Here is a 25,006-nt window from a genome sequence, read left to right as displayed (position 1 = left end):
CCAATTTCTTAACAATACAGAGTACAAAAAAGTAACAGAAGACTGGAATAACACCGTTTCTGAATATCCATCTGAAAAAACCATTCATCAGCTTTTTGAAGATCAGGCTGTAAAAACGCCAGATCATATTGCATTGGTATATCGGGATATTCAATTTTCCTACAAAGAATTAAATGAAAGATCAAACCGATTAGCCAACTATTTGATCGGAAAATATAATATTCAACCGGACGAAATTATTCCTCTGTGTCTGGAACGTTCTGAAAATATGCTGATTGCTATTTTAGGAGTTCTAAAATCGGGGGGAGCTTATGTGCCAATTGATCCGTCATATCCTTCAGACAGAATCAAACATATTCTTGAAGATACTCAAGCCAGATTAGTGATAGGTCAGGAAAGCACAGTTGAGAAATTAAAAGATCACAATATTGAATGTATTTCTCTGGATGAGGTTCAATATAAAGTACAACTGGAAATAGCTGACCCAAACAATCCAATTACTCAAACAAAGCCTGAAAATTTAGCATATGTAATCTACACCAGTGGAACAACGGGACTTCCGAAAGGAGTAATGGTAGAACATCGTGGAGTTTCAAACCTTACGACTCAATTTGCCGAAAACCTGGAGTTAAATACCAGAGAGGCTGCCACGAAAAATTGTCTTTGGTATGCTAACTATGTCTTTGATGCACACGTTGCAGAACTTTTCCCAGTCATTACCCATGGTCATAGCATTTATCTGTTAGATAAAGAAAAACAGACTGATATTGTAGCATTGCAAAACTATATCAGTGAAAATAATATCAGGATTGCAACCATTCCGCCTGTACTTCTTACTAAGGACTATATTTTACCTTTAGAGAAGCTTATTGTTGCGGGAGATGTAACCAATCCACAGCTGATGGCTCTTTATCAGGCAGAAGGAGTAGATATTGTTAATGCTTATGGACCTACGGAAGGAACAGTATGTGCAACCCTTCATTATTACAAAGAAGATAATAATCCGTTGAATATAGGGTGTCCAATTGGAAATATGACATCTTATGTTTTGGATGCTGATTTGCGCCCGGTTCCCGTTGGAGCAATAGGAGAGCTGTATATTGGAGGAACAGGGATTACTAGAGGATATCTGAATCGTCCCGAACTTACAGAAGAACGATTTATTATCAATCCTTTCCAAAGGTTAGAAGAAAAAGCGAAAGGTTTAAATAGTCGATTGTATAAAACCGGTGACCTGGTACGCTGGCTTTCTAATGGAGAGTTAGAATACATGGGAAGAAATGATTTCCAGGTAAAAATCCGAGGCTATAGAATCGAATTAGGAGAAATTGAAAATACGCTAGTACGTTATCCGGGAATTCGCCAGACAGCAGTTTTAGCTAAAGAAAATAAAGCCGGATTGAAATATCTGGCCGGTTATTATGTTTCAGATTCCGAAATAGATGCTCATCTTCTGTCTGAATATGTATCAGAATCTTTACCAGAATATATGGCTCCTGCAGTTTTCGTTCATCTAGAGGCTTTACCACTCACGATTAACGGAAAACTGGACAGAAAACAACTTCCGGAACCTGAATTTACAGGAAGCAAAAATTATATTGCTCCACAAACCGAACTTCAGACCAAACTATGCCAGATTTATGGTAGTGTATTGGGAATTGATGCTGAAACTATTAGTATTCATGATGATTTCTTTAGATTAGGAGGGGATAGTATCATCAGTATTCAGTTGGTGGGAAGAATCAGGCAGCAGCTTGAGGTAAAGGTAAGTGTAAAAGAGGTATTCACATCCAGAACAGCAGCAGTACTGTCTTTGCTTATTGAAGAGAAGAAACAGAACGAACAAACACAAATTGCAACAGAACAAGGGATCCTGGGGGGAGAAGTATCCTTACTTCCTGTTCAGGAGTGGTTCTTTAGCCAGAAAGAACAAGGATATCTGGGCGATTTCAATCATTGGAATCAGACCTTCCTTGTCAATGTTCCTGAACTTGATAAAGAATTATTGGAAGAATCTATCCAGCATTTGATAGAAAGGCATGATGCATTCCGGTTAAAATTTGAAAGAAGGAATAATGAATATATTCAGACCTATGGAAGCGCTCAGGTTTTCCCATCTCTTAAGTATCTGGATGTTTCAGCTCTGAACCAGGAAGATCTGTCAAAAACCCTAACAGAGTGGCAATCTGGTTTTGATATTGAACAAGGCTCATTGTTTCAGATAGGATACATTAGCGGATATGAAGATGGAAGTGCGAGACTTTATTTTGCTTTTCATCATTTGATTATTGATGCAGTAAGCTGGAGAATTATTACAGAAGACATAAAAAATATCTATCTGTCTCTTGAAAAAGGAGATAAAGAAAAAGTTCTTTCTCACACGAAAGGCAGCAGCTACCGTCAATGGGTGAATGCTGTAAAAAGCTATCGCTCTGAAGAGGCTGAATCCAGAATTAAAGAATTACTATACTGGAATACAAGTGCAGAAATAACAGAAGCTCATAATAAAGCACTGGATCGTTTAATAATAAAAGATTCTTATCGCAGTAGTCTGATTTTAAATAAAGAAATAACAGAAGCTTTAATCCGAAATACACATCACGTTTATCAGACTCAGATCAATGATCTATTACTTACAGCTTTGTCAATTTCTCTTTCAAAATTAACGGGAGAGGAATGTCATTCTGTTCTTTTAGAAAGCCATGGTCGTGAAGAAGTATTTCAGCATCTTGACATTACAGAAACCGTTGGGTGGTTCACTACAATGTTCCCTTTACTTTTGAAAAATGGAAAAGGATTGATAGATACCATCGTTTTGACCAAAGAATCCCTGAGAAGTATCCCTCATAATGGAATTGGCTATGGAAGCCTGGTAGGATATACAGAATGTGAGCTGCCAAAGATCAGTTTCAATTATTTAGGGCAATTAGATCAGGAAACAGGAGAAAAAAGTTGGTTTATTGCTGCTGAAGATACCGGATCAGGAATAGGAAAAAATAACCGCGACAGCCATTATATCAGCATGAATGGTGCTGTTGTAGATGGGCAATTACGCTTCGAAATTGCAGGATATCTTACAGAGGAGCAAATTAGATTGTTTACAGAAGATTTTAAAGCTAATATTGAAACCATCGTTGAAACCCTTTCTCAGGAAACACAAAGTTACCTCACTCCATCCGATGTAGATGATGTGGTAGACTTTGAGCAGCTTACAGAGATACAGAAAACGGCGGAAATAGAAGGTGTATATCTTGCCAACAGTTTACAGGAAGGGTTCGTGTATCATGCTTTGAATCAGGGGGAAAAAGATGATGCTTACAGAGTACAGCTATTATGGGATTACAATGCCGTTCTTGATATTGAAAATCTAAAGAAAGCCTGGGGGCTTACCCAAGCGGCTTATCCTTCATTAAGGATGAGGTTCGACTGGAATGGGGAGATTGTTCAGGTTATTAATAAAAATGGAAATGTAGACTGGCGCTATCAGGATATCAGTGAGATAGGTGATTCTGCTCAGGAAGCGTTGATTAAAGAAATTACAGCAAAAGACCGTTTTGAAGGGTATGATCTTTCCAAAGGGGATCTTTTCAGAGTGTATCTGTTTAAACGTTCAGAAAACCAATATACCTGTCTGTTCAGTAACCATCATGCTATCCTGGATGGATGGAGCATACCTGTTATTTTGAACAGTATTCATACAAATTACCTGAACCTTACTAAAAGTCAGGAGATTACCATTGTACCGGACCGCGCTTATACAGATACTCAGAAATACCTTCGGGATCATAAAGAAACGGGCAGAAAGTTCTGGAATACTTATATGAAATCTTTGGAAGATCATGAGGATTTAAGCGGATTAATTAAAGCATCTCAGAGACCTGTAGATTTAGGAACCTATCGTCACATTCAAGATCCTCAACAGGTAAAAATGAGGATAGCAGGGAATCAGTATGACTTGCTTAAAGCCTTTACAAAAACTCATGGATTAACTGTAAATGCTATCTTACAATATCTGTGGCACCAACAGCTGAGAATCTATAGCGGATTGAGTACAACAATTGTAGGAACAACAGTATCGGGACGAAGCTTACCGGTAGACGGAATAGAATTGTCTGCAGGATTATACATCAACACATTACCCTTAATTGTTACCCATGAGGAAGGAAAAGTAATTGACCAAATCAAAGAAATTCAGAACAGGATCAGTGATATTAATACCCATAGTGATATCAATCTGGCAGAACTTCACCATGATGGACGCAGAATTTTCAGCAGTTTATTTGTATTTGAAAATTATCCTGTACCAGAGGGGGAAGATCATAATGAACTTGGCTTTGTATTTAGAGACGCCGTGGAGAAACTGGATTATCCATTAGGAGTTGTGGCATTTGAAAGAGGAAATGAAATATCATTTACCTTAAATTACGAAGGCTACCTGTTCGAAAAAGATACGATGGATCAATTGATTGAAGGAATGGAAATGATTCTTAATCAGATTATTGACAATCAGGATATAACTTCAAATCAACTTTCTCTTTTAACGGAAAAACAATATAAAAACCTTACCGAGGACTGGAATGATACCTGGAATTTTATTTCCACACAAAAGACTATTCATCAGTTATTTGAAGATCAGGTTTTAAAAACTCCGGATCATACTGCGCTGATATTTAAAGATATACAATTCTCTTACAAAGAGTTGAATGAGCAGGCTAATCGTTTAGCTAATTATCTTAGAGGAAATTATAATATTAAGCCAGATGATCTGATACCGCTTTGTCTGGATCGTTCTGAGTACATGCTTATTGCAATTCTTGCTGTAATGAAAGCAGGTGCAGCGTATGTGCCGATAGATCCGTCATATCCTGCGGAAAGGACTCACCATATCCTTAAAGACACAAACCCTCTGCTGGTTCTTGCTCAGGAAAGTACAAGAGAGACCCTATCTCAAAATTTGGAAGAAAAGATAGATGTCTTATCTCTCGACAGCCCGTATTTCAGCAGTACGCTCGCAAGAATGAATGCCAATAACCCGCTTACTGAGGCTGGGGAAGAAAACCTTGCTTATGTAATCTATACCAGTGGAACTACGGGTATGCCTAAAGGGGTAATGATTGAACATAAAGGCGCGGTTAATTTAATTAATGATCTCTATCCTCGCTATGGATTAAACAGTTCTGATGTTATTCTGCAGTTTGCCAACTATGTGTTTGATGCTTCTATAGAGCAGATGTTGCTGGCTATATTAAATGGAAATACATTGGTATTTATAGAAAGTCAGAAGCTGTTACTTAACGAAGATGCTTTTGTAAAAACATTGATCGATCATAACGTTTCCTATATCCATCTTACCCCGTCAGTATTGCAAAGTATTGATATCACTAAGGTGAAAAGCTTACGTGTATTGAACTCAGGAGGGGAAGCCTTACCTACAGATCTGCATAACAAATTAAAGGATGAAGCATTTAAATTAGTCAATTCTTATGGCCCTACTGAGACTACAGTTACCTCTCTTGTTAATACCAATAACAAAGTAAATAATATTGGAAGACCCATCAGCAATACAAATATTTATGTGCTTGATGCTTACCATCGTCCGGTACCGGTAGGTGCTGTAGGAGAGCTTTATATTGGGGGTGCAGGTGTAGCCAGAGGCTATTTGAACCGCTTCGAACTCACTTTAGAGCGCTTTCAGGAAAATCCTTTCCAGACAGAAGAACAGAAAGGAAAAGGTGAAAACGGACGTATTTATAAAACAGGTGATTTGGTACGCTATCTGCCTTCCGGAGAGCTTGAATACATGGGCAGAAATGACTTCCAGGTAAAGATTCGTGGGTATAGAATAGAGCTGGGCGAAATTGAAAACAGGCTGCAGGAATATCCAGAGGTGAGGCAATCTGTTGTATTGGCTAAAGAAAATAAAGCAGGACTTAAATACCTTGTAGGCTATTATGTTTCAGACTCTCCAATAGATTCTGGAAAGCTTACTTCGTTCTTATCACAGACGTTGCCGGAATATATGGTTCCCGTAGCATTTATTCATCTGAATTCACTGCCGTTAACCATCAATGGAAAACTGGATCGTAGAGGTCTGCCTGAACCTGAATTTACAACAGGATCGGATTATACAGCTCCTGAAAATGAGTTGCAAGAACAATTATGTCACATTTATGCTCAGGTTCTTGGTCTTGATGCATCAAACATAGGAATTCATGATGATTTCTTCAGATTAGGAGGAAATAGTATCATGGCGATCAAACTTATTAGCAAGATTAAACAAGTTCTTGGAATCAGGGTAGAAGTAGCTGCAATTTTCAGTCATAAAACGATTGCGTCTTTGGCTGATGTTTTAATGGATGAAACTCATATTGAAGAGCAGGTTACAATTACCTCTATAAAAGTTAATGCTCCTGAAGAACAGAGATTATCTTTTGCTCAGGAAAGGCTTTGGTTCATAGAAACCTATGAAGGCGGAAGCAGTGCCTACAATATTCCAATGACGGCAATTCTGGATGAAAAAATTGATACTTCAGTCTTGCAGAAAGCTTTTGAAAAAGTTATTAAACGTCATGAAGTTTTACGCTCTGTCATTAAAACCACAGAAGATGGTGTAGGCTATCAGGTGGTTACAGACACTATGCCTGAATGGAAAGAGACCGAAATAAGTACAAGAGAAGGTTTAGATGAAGCCATAAACAGATGTGCCAATAAAATCTTCCGACTTGAGACGGAGATTCCTATTGAAATTAACATTTTCAAGTTTGAAAACAGACATTATCTGTCAGCAGTCATTCACCATATTGCTTTTGATGGATGGTCTACGGATATCTTCCTCAAAGAAATCCAAACAATCTATAAAGCTCTTGTTAATGATGAAAATGCTGAGGAACTTTCTCAGTTGCAGGTTCAATACAAAGACTATGCTTTATGGCAGCGTAATTATCTTTCAGGACAGCGTCTTGAAAACCAGATTAGCTATTGGAAGAATCAGCTTCAAGATTTTCAGAATCTGGATCTTCCGACAGATTTCAGAAGGCCTTCTCAAATTTCTTACGAAGGAGAAAATCTATATTTCAGTTTAGATGGAGAACAGAGCGAAAAACTGAGAGCTTTATCTAAAAATCTTGGAATAAGCCTGTATTCTGTTATGCTGGGAGGCTATTATCTGATGCTTTCTGCGTATTCAGGACAAGATGATATTGTGGTAGGAAGCCCTATTGCCAATCGTCACCATCCTGGGCTGGAAGATATCATTGGGTTCTTTGTCAATACATTGGCATTGAGAGAATCATTAGATCCCAAGCAAAACCTTAAAGATTTCCTTCTTCAGGTATCAAAATCAGTTACCGAAGCACAGTCTCATCAGGATCTGCCATTCGAGAAGCTTGTAGAGGAGCTTGGAGTAGAGCAGGATACCTCAAGACATCCTGTTTTCCAGGTCATGTTTGGTCTTCAGAGCTTTGGAGGTGATTCCTCTTCTCAAAATAATCAGGATGCCTTGTTTTATCCTTTTGATGGAGAAATAGACTATCAAGTGGCTAAATTTGATCTGACGACCATGATTGATGATGGAGAAGATCAGATCAAAGGAATGTTCAATTTTGCTAAAGCTATTTTCTCAAAAGAAACGGTAAGCAATATGATTCGTTCCTATGAATTTTTGCTGGATCAAATGACAGGAGATGGAGGGCAAAAAGGAATTAGACTATCTGAATTGAACTTAGTTTCTCATGTTCAATATAAAAAATTAACAGAAGAATGGAATGACACCTATAAAGCATATCCATCAGAAATAACAATCCACCAGCTTTTTGAAGATCAGGTGAAAAATACTCCTGCTCAAACAGCATTGGTGTATCAGAATACAAGCTTCTCTTATCAGGAATTAAATGAAAAGGCTAATCAGCTGGCTCATTATCTGATCGAGCATTATGGGCTTCAACCGGATGATCTGGTACCAATATGTCTGGAGCGATCTGAAAATATATTGATTGCCATTCTTGCCATACTAAAATCCGGAGCAGCTTATGTTCCGATGGACCCTTCTTACCCATCAGACAGAATACAGCATATTCTTCAGGATACTCAGGCGAAATTGGTTATTGGACAGGAAAGTACAGCAGGAAAACTGGAAACTACAGCTGTTGAGGTTCTCACTATAGATGAGGTAAGTCTTCAAGCACAACTTGAAATAATGTCATCTGGAAACCTTGTAACCCAGGCAAATGCTAATCACCTTGCTTATGTAATCTACACCAGCGGAACAACTGGATTACCAAAAGGAGTGATGATTGAACATTCAGGAGTGATAAACCTCATTGAATCAATGATAAAAGCTCACCGACTTCAAGAATATCAGGAAGTAGGTTGTTACTCAAACTATGTATTTGATGCCTTTGTATATGAAGCATTCCCGGTATTATGTAATGGAAATACTTTGTGGCTGTACAGTAATGAACTTAGAACATCAGTAGGAGAACTTAATGAGTACATCAAAGAAAATAATATTGAAGTTTCATTCATTCCACCGGTTCTGTTAAGAGAAATTGTAGAGAATGGAACCAACCTGAAACTGATATTTGCCGGAGGTGAAAGCTTCCCTGCTCTGGATAAAAATGTTGACGATATTATTTTTGTGAACGAATATGGTCCAACAGAAGGAACTGTTTGTGTTACACTTCATTACTATAAAGAAGATAGAAATCCATTGAATATAGGTGGTCCGATTGCCAATACCTATGCATATGTTCTTGATCAGCAAAATCGATTAGTGCCTGTTGGAGCTGTAGGCGAATTGTACATTGGTGGAGCGGGTATTGCAAGAGGGTATCTGAACCGCTCTGAACTTACCGAAGAACGTTTCATTTCAAATCCATTCCAGACTTCAGAACAGAAAGAAAGAAGAGAAAATACGCGTTTATACAAAACCGGAGATTTAGTTCGATGGCTACCAAATGGAGAGCTGGAATATGCAGGAAGAAACGACTTCCAGGTGAAAATCCGTGGCTATCGTATTGAATTAGGGGAGATAGAAAATACTTTATTAGGGTATTCTGAAATTCGTCAGGTTGCTGTATTGGCCAAAGAAAATAAATCCGGATTGAAATATCTGGCTGCGTATTATGTTTCTGATGAGGCTCTAGATTCAGAACTGCTTTCAGAATATCTATCTGTATCTCTTCCTGAATACATGGTTCCTGGTGCTTTTGTGCATTTAACGGCTTTACCGGTAACGATCAACGGAAAATTAGACAGAAAAGCACTGCCTGAACCGGATTTCACAGGCAGTAAAGAATATACAGCTCCGGAAACAACCCTTCAGAAACAGCTTTGCCAGGTTTATGGTGAAATATTAGGATTGGATGCAGAAACCATTAGCATTCATGATGATTTCTTCAGATTGGGTGGAAACAGTATCATGGCCATTAAACTGATCAGTAAGATTAAACAGGCTTTACAGATACAAGTAGAAGTTTCCAAAATATTCAATCATAAAACCATTGCTTTATTATCAACTGTTTTATCAGAAGAAACCCATGGAAATGATCATGTTATTATTACCCCGGTAGAGGTAAATACGCCTGAAGAACAGAGTTTATCTTTTGCCCAGGAAAGATTGTGGTTTATTGAAAATTATGAAGGCGGAACCAGCGCCTATAATATTCCAATGGCCTTCCTTTTGGATAAAAAAACAGATATTACAGCCCTTTGTAAAGCATTGGATGCTATTGTAATGCGTCATGAAGTGCTTCGTTCAGTCATTCGCACGACCGATGAAGGGAAAGGCTGGCAATTGGTTATGAATGATATTCCTGTTATTCATCAGTTTGAGGTGAAAACAATGCAGGAACTGGAAGAAAAAGTAAGCCGTGTGGCTAATAAAATCTTCAAGTTGGAAGAAGAACTGCCTATAGATATCAACATCTTTAAGCTTGAAGAAAACCATTATTTATCAGTCGTTATTCATCATATCGCATTTGACGGATGGTCTACAGATATTTTCTTAAAAGAATTAATCAGTATTTACAATGCAATTAAAGAAGGTAAACCACATGAATTACCTGCATTAAAGATCCAATACAAAGATTTTGCATTATGGCAGCGTAATTATCTTACCGGAGAAAGACTTGAACAACAGATCGGTTACTGGAAAAACAAACTTGGAGGATTTCAGAATCTTGATCTGGCAACAGACTTCAAGAGACCGGCTCAGATATCCTATGAAGGAGAAAATATCTATTTCAGCCTTAATGAGGAGCAGACTCAAAAGTTAAAAAACCTATCAAAAGATCTTGGAGTAAGCCTTTATAGCATTGTATTGGGTGGTTATTACCTTATGCTTTCTGCGTATTCCGGACAGGATGATATTATTGTAGGAAGTCCTATTGCTAACCGTCACCATGCAGGTCTTGAAGATATGATCGGATTCTTTGTCAATACCCTCGCACTCCGAGAAAATATTGACCCGAATCAGCAGATAAAAGACTTTATTTTACAGGTAGCCCAATCAGTAACAGAAGCACAGTCTTATCAGGATCTTCCTTTTGAAAAATTGGTAGAAGAACTTGGTGTAGAGAAGGATACTTCCAGACATCCAGTATTCCAGGTGATGTTTGGCCTTCAGAGTTTTGGGGAAGAAGTTTCCCAACCGGAAAATGAAACTACGTTGCTATATCCTTTTAATGGAAATATTGATTATCAGGTAGCTAAGTTTGATTTAACGACGATGATTAATGATATCGGTCATAGTTTACAGGGAATGTTCAACTATGCGAAATCTGTTTTCTCAAAAGAAACCGTTCAGAATATGTTGAATACCTATCTGTTCCTGCTTGGTCAGATTGCAGAAATCAATGATACTGAAAGCCTTGCTATATCCGAATTGGATTTGATTTCTGAAGAACAACATACAGCAGTTTCCAAACTCTGGTCTTCTGGGGTTCACTATCCAAGTGATACTACTATTCATAAGCTATTTGAAAATCAGGTTGAAAGAACATCAGATCATATAGCCGTTGTATATCAGGACGTAAGCCTCTCTTATCGTGAGCTAAATGAACGTTCCAACCGTTTGGCGAATTATCTTATAGAAACGTATGATATTCAGCCGGATGACCTTATTCCTTTGTGCCTGGAGCGTTCCGAAGAAATGCTTGTGGCTATTCTGGCAGTACTAAAATCCGGTGGAGCTTATGTTCCAATGGATCCATCATATCCTGCTGACAGAATCAAACATATTCTTACAGATACGGGCGCAAAAATTGTCATCACACAAGGCGGTTCTGAACTTAGTGTCCTTGAAGCCTGCGGAGAAGAAACTTCCATGCTTATATTGAACGATCCGGAACTGGAAACAGTTCTTGAAAACAGCAGCATTGAAAACCCGGTTACTTCTGTAGCTTCTAGTCATTTGGCGTATGTAATCTACACCAGTGGAACCACGGGAATGCCAAAAGGCGTAATGCAGGAACACCGCAATGTAGCGCGTTTATTCAGTGCCACCGATCATTGGTATCAGTTTAATGACAGGGATGTATGGAGTTTATTCCATTCCTATGTATTTGACTTTAGTGTATGGGAAATCTGGGGAGCCTTGTTTTATGGAGGAAAATTATTAGTACCATCATCTGAACAGACCAAAGACACGAATTTATTCTTCAACTTATGTTTAGAAGAAGGCTTAACGGTACTCAACCAAACCCCTACTGCCTTCTACCAGTTTATTGATACGGCACTTCAAAGAGAAGAACAGCTGGCAAACCTTCGCTATGTGATTTTCGGAGGAGAAGCGTTAAATCTGGCCTCTTTAAAACCTTGGTATGAGCGTTATCATTCTGCACCAACATTGATTAATATGTATGGAATTACTGAGACTACCGTCCATGTAACCTACAAGAAATTAAGTGCAGACGACTTGGATAAAGCATCATTAATCGGGGAGAATATTCCAGATCAGGGAATGTATATTCTAGATAAACACCTTCGAGCCGTTCCTGTAGGAGCTGTAGGAGAGTTGTATGTAGGCGGAGCCGGAATAGCAAGAGGTTATCTGAACCGTGAAGAACTCACTGCAGAACGTTTTATCAGCAATCCTTTCCAGACTTTGGAAGAAAAAGAGCAGGGAACGAACGGAATTCTGTACAAAACAGGAGACTTGGTACGCTATCTAGCTGATGGAGAACTGGAATATATTGGAAGAAATGACTTCCAGGTGAAGATCCGTGGCTACAGAATTGAGCTAGGTGAGATTGAAAACAGACTTCAGGAATATTCTGAAGTAAAACAAGCTGTGGTCCTCGCTAAAGAAAACAAAGCCGGATTGAAATATCTTGTTGGATATTATGTCTCAGAAAAAGCGAATGAAGTAAACAATCTTACTACATTTTTATCAGAAGTATTACCAGAATACATGGTTCCTGCTGCTTTTGTTCACTTAACTTCATTACCATTGACCATCAATGGTAAGTTAGACAGAAGAGCATTACCGGAACCAGAATTTACGGGAGGCAGAGAATATACGGCCCCAGAAACTGAATTACAGGAGAAATTATGCCAGATCTATGGCGAAGTCCTTGGATTAGATGCCTCAGGAATCGGTATTCATGATGATTTCTTCAGATTAGGTGGTGACAGTATTATCAGTATTCAACTTGTCAGCAGAATCAGACAAAGACTTGATATAAGAGTTAGTGTTAAAGATATTTTTACATCCAGATCAGTCTTAAAGCTTTCCGAATTAATGGAAAGTAAGGCCAAAGAAGAACAAACTCAGATTCTTACAGAGCAAGGTCAGCTTACCGGAAGTTTGTCTTTCCTTCCTATTCAGGAATGGTTCTTCAATTTGGTTGAAGAAGGGTATGTAGGAGATCTTAATCATTGGAATCAATCTTTCCTGATTACTGTTCCTGAGCTTACTACAGAATTACTGAAACAAAGTATAAAGCTGCTTATTGAAAAGCATGATGCCTTCAGAATCTATTATCCAAAAGAAAATAATACATACACTCAACAGTACGGAATAGAATATATACCGGAAATTAAAGATCTTGATATTTCAGGAATGTCATCAGAAGAAATTTCTAAAGTATTCACACAATGGCAGTCTCATTTTGATATAGAAAAAGGACCTTTATTCCAGATTGGATATGTTCATGGATACGAAGATGGAAGTGCAAGAATTTTCTTTGTATTGCACCACCTTATTATTGATGCCGTAAGCTGGAGAATTATTACAGAAGATCTGAAAAATATATATCAGACCCTTGAAAAAGGAAACCAGCCCGAAGCTTATGTAAAAGGAAGCAGCTACCGCCAATGGACTGAGGCTGTAAAAGGATATCTTTTTGATAATCCTGAAGCCAGAACCAAAGAACTTGCTTACTGGAGTAATACAGCAGAAAATGTTGAGAAAAACAATACTATTTTAGCTGAAGTATCCTCTCAGGATTATCATTTTGCTAATCTTAGTCTTGAAGAAAGCTATACGGAAAAGCTGATTAGGGAGATCCATCATGTATATCATACACAGATCAATGATATATTGTTATCTGCTCTTGCTTCTGCGCTTTCAGACCTTACCGGAACGTCAGGACACGCCGTTCTTCTGGAGGGTCACGGACGTGAAGAGGTGTTCAATAATCTGGATATTACAGAAACAGTGGGATGGTTTACTTCCATGTATCCATTACTGTTGCAAACCGGGAAAGACGTAAAAGATACCGTTGTTTTAACTAAAGAATCTCTGAGAAGCATTCCAAATAATGGAATTGGATATGGGAGTCTTGTAGGATATACGGAACAGGCACTTCCAAAAATCAGTTTCAATTATCTTGGGCAGCTTGACCAGGAAGAAAATACAGGCGAGAAAACCTGGTATATTTCAGGAGAAAACAGCGGAAACTCTATGGGTGATAAAAACCGTGACAGCTATATCATTAGTGTCAACGGAGCCATTGCTGACGGGCAGCTTCGCTTTGGGATCTCGGGATATCTTTCACAGGATCAAGTAGATCTGCTTACCCAAAAATTTGAAGAGTATATCAAACAGATTGTTGATGAATTAACCACAGAACAAAGAACCTGGCTTACTCCTTCAGATACACAGAATATCGTAGGTAAAGATCAGCTGATGTATATTCAGGAATCCAGAGCAGTAGAAGGAGTATACCTGGCCAACAGCTTACAGGAAGGATTTGTATATCATGCATTGAATCAAGGAGATACTGATGATGCTTACCGTGTACAACTGGTATGGGATTATCTTTCTGAAATGAATCTTGAACAGCTGAAAAAAGCATGGATATATACTCAAAATCAGCTTCCTACATTAAGATTAAGATTTGACTGGAGTGAAGAAATTGTTCAGATCATTAACAAAAAAGGAACTCTTGACTGGCGTTATCACGACCTGAGTGAAATGAACAAAGATCAACAGGAAGATTTGATTGCGGAACTGACTCATAAAGACCGTTTTGAAGTATATGATCTTGCAAAAGGAAGCCTTTTCAGAATATACCTGTTCAAACGTTCAGAGCAGCATTACACGTGTCTTTTCAGTAATCATCACGCCATTCTTGATGGATGGAGTATGCCAATATTCTTGACGCTTATTCACGAGGCCTATCTAAAATTAATTAAAAATCAGAAACTTTCTCCGGCACCGGATGAAGCGTATGCAGAAGCCCAAAAGTATCTTCAGAACCATAAAGATTCTAATGCAGACTTCTGGAAAGGCTACATGGGACTTCTTGAAGATCGTGAAGATATAAGTGGCTGGATCAAAGAATCTAAGAAACATATTGATCTTTCAGAATATAAACAGATTGTAGACCACCGTTCGATAAAAATGTCGATTGTGGGTGAACAATACCAGCAATTGAAGAATTTTACAGCAAAGAACGGATTTACTATCAATGCTGTACTTCAATACTTATGGCATAAACAATTGGCGATTTACAGCGGAACGCAGTCTACGGTGGTAGGAACTACGGTTTCCGGAAGAAGTATACCGGTAGATGGAATTGAATCATCAGTTGGTTTGTATATCAATACTTTACCATTAATTGTCAGCCATTCTGAGGGTAAAGTCGCAGATATTATTTCAGAAATCCAGAACAGAATCAGTGAGCTTAATACGCATAGCAGTGTAAATCTCGCCAGTCTTCAACATGATGGGCGAAGAATTTTCAGCAGCTTGTTTGTATATGAAAACTATCCAGCCCCGAAAGGAGATGAGGATAACGAATTGTCATTTGTTTTCAAAGGTTCGGTAGAACGTCTGGATTATCCATTGGGTATCGTAGCTTATGAAGCGGGTGAAGAGATATGGCTAAATATCAGCTATGAAGGATATCTGTTTGAAGAAGCCATGATCCAGCAATTAATCAGTGGAATGAACACTGTTTTGGATCAGATTCTTGAAAACTCAGAAATTTCATCTGACCAGTTATCTTATCTGACCAAGGAAGAATATAAAACGGTTTCTAAACTCTGGTCTTCCGGAGTTCACTATCCAAGTGATACTACTATTCATAAGCTATTTGAAAATCAGGTTGAAAGAACACCAGATCATATAGCCGTTGTATATCAGGACGTAAGACTCTCTTATCGAGAGCTAAATGACCGTTCCAACCGCTTGGCGAATTATCTTATTGAAACATATGATATTCAGCCAGATGATCTTATTCCTTTATGTCTGGAGCGTTCCGAAGAAATGCTTGTAGCTATTCTGGCTGTGTTAAAATCCGGTGGAGCTTATGTTCCAATGGATCCATCATATCCAGCCGACAGAATCAAACATATTCTGACAGATACGGGCGCAAAAATTGTCATCACACAAGGCGGTTCTGAACTTAATGTCCTTGAAGCCTGTGGAGATACTACTTCCATGCTTATTTTAAACGCTCCTAAGCTTGAAACTGTTCTGAAAAACAGCAGTATTGAAAATCCGGTTACTTCCGTGGAATCCTCTCATCTGGCCTATGTAATCTACACCAGTGGAACCACAGGAATGCCAAAAGGCGTAATGCAGGAACACCGCAATGTAGCGCGTTTGTTTAGTGCTACTGATCATTGGTATCAGTTTAATGACAAGGATGTATGGAGTTTATTCCATTCCTATGTATTTGACTTTAGTGTATGGGAAATCTGGGGAGCATTATTCTATGGTGGAAAATTATTAGTTCCCTCATCTGAACAAACTAAAGACACGAATTTATTCTTCAGCTTATGTCTGAAAGAAGGCTTAACGGTGCTCAACCAAACTCCAACGGCGTTCTATCAGTTTATTGATACAGCACTTCAGAGAGAAGAGCGGTTAGCAAACCTTCGCTATGTGATTTTCGGAGGAGAAGCGTTAAATCTGGCCTCTTTAAAACCTTGGTATGAGCGTTATCATTCTGCACCAACATTGATTAATATGTATGGAATTACTGAGACGACTGTCCATGTAACCTACAAGAAATTAAGCGCAGAAGACTTGGATAAAGCATCCTTAATCGGGGAGAATATTCCTGACCAAGGTATGTACATCCTTGATAAACATCTTCGTGCCGTTCCTGTAGGAGCAGTAGGAGAGTTGTATGTAGGCGGAGCCGGAATTGCCAGAGGTTATCTAAACCGTGAAGAACTCACTGCCGAACGTTTTATCAGCAATCCTTTCCAGACTTTGAAAGAGAAGAATCAAGGAACGAACGGTATCTTGTATAAAACAGGAGACTTGGTACGTTACCTTGCAGATGGAGAACTGGAATACATTGGAAGAAATGACTTCCAGGTTAAGATCCGTGGCTACAGAATTGAGCTAGGTGAGATTGAAAACAGGCTTCAGGAATATTCTGAAGTAAAACAAGCTGTGGTTCTCGCTAAAGAAAACAAAGCCGGATTGAAATATCTTGTTGGATATTATGTATCAGAACAAGCAAATGAAGTAAGTGATCTTACCGCATTCTTATCAGAGGTATTACCAGAATACATGGTTCCTGCAGCGTTTGTTCACTTAACATCATTACCATTAACCATCAATGGTAAATTAGACAGAAGAGCCTTACCGGAGCCTGAATTTACTGGAGGCAGAGAATACACAGCCCCTGAGACCGAATTACAGGAGAAATTATGTCAGATCTATGGAGAAGTCCTTGGATTAGACGCTTCTGGTATTGGTATTCATGATGATTTCTTCAGTCTTGGAGGAAACAGTATTATGGCCATCAAATTAATAAGCTCCATCAAACGAACCTTGAATATGCAGGTTGGCGTAGCTGTGATATTTGGCCATAAAACAGTAGCCTCACTTTCAGAAGCATTAAATGATCAAAATAATATTGATGAACAGGTTACCATTATACCAATAAAAGTAAATACTCCTGAAGAGCAAAAACTATCATTTGCTCAGGAAAGACTTTGGTTTATTGAAACCTATGAAGGAGGAAGCAGTGCCTATAACATTCCTATGACTGTTCGTCTGAATGAAAAAACAGATCTTTCAGTAATAGGAAAGGCACTCGAAACCATTGTAATACGACATGAAGTATTACGAACCATTATCCGTTCAACCGACGAAGGAAAAGGATATCAGTTGATTCTTGACCAGGTTCCGACCATTCATTTACACGATGTAAATACAAAAGAGGAACTGGATGCAGAAATCAACAGAGTTTCCAATAAAATCTTCCGTCTGGATGAAGAACTTCCTATAGAAATTAGCGTTTTTAGGTTAGGAGACCACCATCATCTGTCAGTTGTGATTCATCACATTGCATTTGATGGTTGGTCAACGGATATTTTCTTAAAAGAAATACAAACAATTTACAACGCCCTTATCAAGGGTGAAGAACCTCAACTTCCTGAAGTTAAGGTTCAATATAAAGACTTTGCATTGTGGCAGAGAAATTACCTTTCCGGAGAGAGACTTGACCGTCAGGTAGACTATTGGAAAACAAAACTGGATGATTTCCAGACTTTGAACCTTCCTGTTGATTTTAAGAGACCTAATCAGGTTTCTTATGACGGAGAAACCATCCATTTTGTACTGTCTTCGAAACTAGCTCAAGGTCTGAGAAAAACATCTAAAGAGCTGGGTGTAAGTTTATACAGTGTGATGCTTGGAGGCTATTACTTGATGTTGTCTGCTTATTCCGGTCAGGATGATATTGTAGTAGGAAGTCCTATTGCCAACAGGCATCATGCAGGTCTTGAAGACATGATTGGATTCTTTGTGAATACATTGGCCTTAAGAGAAACCATTGATGCAGAGCAAAACGTGAAAGACTTTATTCTTCAGATTGCTCAGTCCGTAATTGAGGCACAGTCTCATCAGGATGTTCCGTTCGAAAAACTGGTTGAAGAACTAGGTGTTGAGCAGGATATGTCCCGTCATCCGGTATTCCAGGTGATGTTTGGTCTTCAGAGCTTTGGTAGAAGTACTGATGATGCAGAAGTGTTATTCCACCCTTATGAAGGAGATACGGATTATGATGTGGCTAAGTTTGATTTGTCCACTATGATTGATGATGGAGAAAAAACCATTCAGGGAATGTTCAATTTTGCTAAGGCAATTTTCGCAAGGGAAACGGTTAATAATATGATTGATTCTTACCTGTATCTGCTTGAACAGGCCTTTGGTAATGAGATCAATCTGGAAACAACCAAACTGCTTGATCTTCGTTTGATATCAAAGGATATTGATAAAAAAATAACAGAAGAATGGAATGCTACAGAAGTATTTTATCCTTCTGATACAACCATTCACAAATTATTCGAAAAACAGGTTGCGAAAACTCCAAATCAGATTGCAGTAGTGTATCAGGACGTAAGACTGTCTTATCGTGAGCTTAATGAACGTGTGAACCGTTTGGCGAATCATCTTATTGAAACGTATGGTCTTCAGCCGGATGATATTGTTCCATTATGTCTGAACCGTTCAGAGCAAATGTTGATTGCTATTCTGGCAGTATTAAAATCCGGTGCAGCGTATGTACCGATGGATCCTTCATATCCTGCAGACAGAATAGAACATATTCTTCAGGATACGGCAGCAAAAATTATTTTGGCAGAAGAAAATACATCAGAAAAAGTAAAAAATACATCAGCTGAAGTTATTTCACTCGATACAATCACTTTTCAAGCAATTCTGGAAACCATGTCTTCAGAAAATCCTGTGACAGAAGTGAAACCTGAGAATTTAGCTTATGTCATTTACACCAGTGGTACCACAGGACTTCCAAAAGGAGTAATGATTGAGCATAAAAGTGTGGCCAACTTAATAGAGCAGGAAGCCAAAGAATTTGGTCTGAAATCAGACTCTGTTCATAAAAACTGCCTGTGGTATGCTAACTATGTGTTTGATGCGCATGTATGGGAACTATATCCATCCATTACCCATGGACACAGCATTTACATCCTTGAAAAAGATAAACAAACCGATCTTATTGCTTTACAGGAGTATATACATGAAAATAATATCAGTATTGCGACCATACCACCAGTACTTCTTACAAAAGATCATATTCTTCCTTTAGAAAAAATGGTGGTGGCAGGAGATGTTACCAACCCTCAGGTGATGAAGCTGTATAAAGAATATGGAGTAGATTTGATCAATGCCTATGGGCCTACAGAAAGTACAGTATGTGCCACTTTACACCATTATAAAGAAGATGGCAATCCGTTGAACATCGGAGGGGCTATTGGCAATATGACCGTATATGTTCTGGATGATTATCAACGTCCTGTTCCTGTAGGAGCAGCTGGTGAGCTTTATATCGGTGGAGCTGGTATTGCCAGAGGCTATCTGAACCGTCCTGAACTTACAGAAGAACGTTTTATTTCCAATCCTTTCCAAACTCCTGAACAACATGTAAAAGGAGAGAATGGAAAATTGTATAAAACCGGAGACTTGGTTCGCTGGTTATCCAATGGTGAGCTTGAATACATCGGAAGAAATGACTTCCAGGTTAAAATCCGTGGCTATCGTATTGAATTAGGAGAGATTGAGAATACTTTACTAAGTTATCCAGGCATCCGTCAGGTTGCTGTAATAGCGAAAGAAAATAAATCAGGGATTAAATACCTTTCCGGATACTATGTTGCTGATACAGCGCTTGATACAGCGCTTCTTTCAGAATATTTATCTGAAACCCTTCCTGAATATATGGTTCCCGGAGCTTTTGTTCATTTAACAACTCTACCATTAACCATCAATGGAAAACTGGATAAAAGAGCTTTACCGGAACCTAATTTCACAGGAAACAAAGAATACTCTGCTCCGGAAACTGAACTTCAAAGAAATCTCGTAGAAATCTATGGAGAAGTGTTGGGTATCAAGACCGAAAGTATCAGTATTCATGATGATTTCTTCAGATTAGGAGGTGATAGTATTATCAGTATTCAGCTGGTAGGAAAAATAAAACAACGCTTGGATGTAAGGTTGAGTGTGAAGGAAATATTCTCCTCAAGAACTGCAGCAGCATTGGCTGTTTTGATGGAAGAGAAAAAGTCAGAAACAGAAGTTGAGATCCTTACAGAACAGGGAATTCTTACGGGAGAAGTTCCGTTTTTACCTGTTCAGGAATGGTTCTTTAGCGAAAAAGAAAAGGGGTACCTGGCGGATTCGAACCACTGGAATCAGGCATTCTTGATTAATGTTCCGGAACTGGATAGCAGTCTTTTAGAGAAAAGCATTGAGCTCCTTATTGAAAAGCATGATGCATTCAGACTGTCTTATCCTGTTGAAAACGGAAATTATAATCAGTATTATAATGACCAAAATACAGTAACGGAAATCAATTATCTTGATGCTTCCCAATTGAGTAAGGAAGAGCTTTCCCATATATTCACCACATGGCAGCAGCAGTTTGATATTGAAAAAGGACCACTTTACAATATTGGATATATCACAGGATATCAGGATAAAACTGCAAGAATTTTCTTTGCTTTCCATCACCTTATTATTGATACTGTGAGCTGGAGAATTATTCTTGAAGATCTCAGAAACATCTATCAGACGCTTGAAAAAGGAGAACATTATCAGATTAAGAAAGGCAGCAGCTACCGCCAATGGGTACAGGCTATTAAAAATTATAAATCTGAAGATCCTGAATCCAGAGACAAAGATTTGACCTATTGGAAGGTAATAACCTCTGATGTAGATCAAAGTAATCAGATCCTTGAGGAAATTTCCGGGACCGAATACCATCATGATATCCTTCTTTTAGATCAGGATACTACAGAAAAACTGATTAGAGGAAGCCACCACGTATACCATACAGAAATCAATGATCTGCTATTGGCAGCGTTGTCATCAGCACTTACAGATTTCACCGGGACATCCCGACATGCGATTGTATTGGAAGGGCATGGCCGTGAAGATGTCTTCACTAATCTGGATATTACAGAAACGGTAGGCTGGTTTACTTCCATGTATCCGCTATTGTTGGAAACAGGAATCAATGTGAGCGATACGGTAATATTGACCAAAGAGGCTTTAAGAGAAATTCAGGATCATGGTATTGGCTACGGAGGCCTTGTAGGCTATACTAACCATGAACTTCCGAAGATTGGATTTAATTATCTGGGACAACTGGATCAGGAAGACCATTCAGGAGAAAAAACATGGTTTATTGCAGCAGAAGATACAGGTCTTTCAATAGGAAAAGAGAACAGAGACAGCCATATTATTAGTATCAATGGTGGAGTATTGAACGGGCAGCTTCGTTTCAGTATTTCAGGATATCTTACTCAGCAACAGGTAGAAAAGCTTACACAATCCTTTAAAGAACATATCATCCATGTGGTTGAAGAACTTTCTCAAAATACCCGCAGCTTCCTTACCCGTTCGGATATTGATTATATCATCGATCAAAAACAGCTCTCATCAGTTCAGGAATCAGAAGAAGTAGAGAAAATATATCTGGCGAACAGTCTTCAGGAAGGATTTGTATATCATGCACTGAACCAGGGTGATACAGATGATGCCTATCGCGTGCAATTAGTTTGGGATTACCTTTCGGATATAAATGTTGAGGCTCTTAAAGAAGCATGGTCTTACACTCAACAGCAGTTTCCTGCACTGAGACTTAGATTTGATTGGAATGGAGAAATCATCCAGATCATTGATAAAAAAGGAATCTTAGACTGGCGTTATCTGGATTTGAGTACCATGAATGAAAAAGAGCAGGAAGAATGGATTAGAGAAGCTACTCAAAAAGATAGATTTGAAGTATATGATTTATCAAAAGGAGGATTATTCAGAGTATATCTGTTTAAACGTTCTGATAAGCATTATACCTGTCTTTTCAGCAACCATCACGCGGTGTTGGATGGCTGGAGTATGCCTATAGTGCTGACAAGTATTCATGATATCTACCTGAAACTAACGAAAAAACAGGATCTGAATATTGTAACAGATCATGCCTATATCAAAACCCAGGAATACCTTCAGCAGCACAAAGAGGGTAGCCGAAGCTTCTGGAATGCTTATATGAACCTTCTCGAAGATCGTGAAGACCTTAGCAGTCTGCTCAAAGAATCCCAAAAATATATTGATTTGGGAACCTATCGTCAGATTAAAGATCATCAGGCTGTAAAAATGATGATCATTGAAGAAGAGTATCAGCAACTGAAAAAGTTCACTGTGGAAAACGGATTTACCATTAATGCTGTATTGCAGTACTTGTGGCACAGCCAGTTAAGCATTTACGGAGGGGTTGAAACTACTGTTGTAGGGACAACTGTATCCGGACGAAGTCTTCCTGTAGATGACATAGAATCATCAGCTGGACTCTTTATCAATACACTTCCATTAATTGTACAACATATAGAAGGCAAAGTGGTGGATGTTATTTCTGATATTCAACAGCGAATCAGTGAACTGAATACCCACAGTGATGTAAATCTTGCAGAACTTCATCAGGATGCAAGACGTATTTTCAGCAGTTTATTTGTTTACGAAAATTATCCTGTGCCACAAGGCGGAGATGATAACAATGAGTTAGGATTTGTGTTCAAAGATTCAGTTGAAAAACTGGATTATCCATTAGGAATTATGGCATTTGAACAGGGTGAAAGTGTAACCTTGAAGATCAACTATGAAGGCGTTCTTTTTGAACAGCATACGATGGAGCAGCTGATTGATGGAATGAAAACGGTTCTTGCCCAAATTCTTGAAAATGGAAAAATTACTTCCGATGAATTCTTGCATATTTCTGACAACCAGCTTAAACTAATGGAAAAGTGGAATGCCGTAGAATCAGATTACCCTTCTGATAAAACCATTCACCAGCTATTTGAAGAGCAAGTACTCAAAACTCCGGAAAATATAGCATTGGTATATCAGGATGTGGTATTGACATACAGAGAACTGAACGAAAGAGCAAACCGCTTAGCCCATTATTTGATAAGCACTTATGATCTTCAGCCGGATGAATTAGTTCCATTATGTTTAGATCGTTCAGAAGATATGCTGATTGCCATTTTAGCGGTTTTAAAATCCGGAGCGGCCTATGTACCGATGGATCCTTCTTATCCTGTAGAAAGAATAGAGCACATTCTTCAGGATACGGGTGCAAAACTGATTTTAAGTCAGGAAAGTACCGCAGAAAAGCTGAAAAATATAAGCTCAGATGTGATCTCTTTAGATGAGGTTACCTTTAAAGCACTGCTTGAAACCTCTGATGCTAAAAATCCTGTTACCAATGCTAAACCAAACAATTTAGCATACGTTATTTTCACCAGTGGAACCACCGGATTACCTAAAGGAGTAATGGTTGAACACAGAAATGTGGCCAACCTGATCCACCAGGAAGCTAAAGAATTCGGATTGTTGGGAACTGAAGTTCAAAAGAATTGTTTATGGTATGCGAATTATGTATTTGATGCCCACGTTTGGGAATTGTATCCATCCATTACCCATGGACATGCGATCTACATTTTAGAAAAAGACCTTCAGACTGATTTGTCCGCTTTAAAAGAGTATATCGAAGCAAATAACATCAGCATTGCCACCATTCCACCTGTACTTTTAACTAAGGAATATATTTTACCGTTAGAGATCCTTGTTGTAGCAGGAGACGTTACCAATCCACAGGTAATGGCGATGTATAAAGAGCATGGAGTAGATCTTATCAATGCTTACGGGCCAACAGAAACAACAGTATGTGCTACGCTGCATCACTATAATGAAGATGAAAATCCGGTGAATATCGGAGGCCCAATCGGAAATATGACCGCTTATGTATTGGATAATTATCATCGTATTGTTCCTGTAGGAGCGGTAGGAGAACTGTACATAGGCGGAGCAGGAATTGCAAGAGGTTATCTGAACAGAATAGATCTTACAGAAGAACGTTTCATTGCAAACCCTTTCCAGACGGAAGATCAGAAAGCAAATGGAGTGAACGGGCGTTTATACAAAACCGGAGACTTAGTACGCTGGCTATCCAATGGAGAGCTTGAATATATTGGAAGAAATGACTTCCAGGTGAAGATCCGTGGCTATAGAATTGAGCTTGGTGAAATTGAAAATAAATTACTGGGTTATCCTGAAATCAGCCAGGTTGCTGTTTTAGCTAAGGAAAATAAGGAAGGTTTGAAATACCTTGCCGGATATTATGTATCAGATGCAGCCATAGATTCATCCTTGCTGTCAGAGCACCTTTCAGAATCACTTCCTGAATATATGGTTCCGGGAATTTATATTCATTTAACCTCTTTACCTCTGACAATCAATGGTAAATTGGATAAAAAAGCGTTACCTGAACCAGAATTTACAGGAAGCACGCATTATGTTGCTCCTGAAAATGAATTACAGGAAAAACTATGCAAGGTGTATGGTGAAGTATTAGGAATCAATCCTGGAACGATCAGTATTCATGATGATTTCTTCAGACTGGGTGGGAATAGTATCATGGCTGTTAAGCTCATCAGCAAAATCAGACAGGATCTGGATCTACAGGTTAATGTAGGAATGGTATTTAACCATAAAACAGTAGCCTCTCTTTCCAATGCTTTATCT

1 pseudogene (only partly in view) is annotated in these 25,006 nt (G+C 38.6%); it reads left to right on the top strand.

What is annotated here, in order from left to right:
* Positions 1 to 25,006 (top strand): annotated as a pseudogene (locus BLS98_RS08210) (non-ribosomal peptide synthase/polyketide synthase) (its annotated part extends 7,646 nt beyond the left edge of the window); the annotation flags it as partial.

The sequence above is a fragment of the Chryseobacterium jejuense genome (assembly GCF_900100075.1).
Classification (GTDB): domain Bacteria; phylum Bacteroidota; class Bacteroidia; order Flavobacteriales; family Weeksellaceae; genus Chryseobacterium; species Chryseobacterium jejuense.
This window is presented reverse-complemented; position numbering and strand designations above follow the sequence as displayed.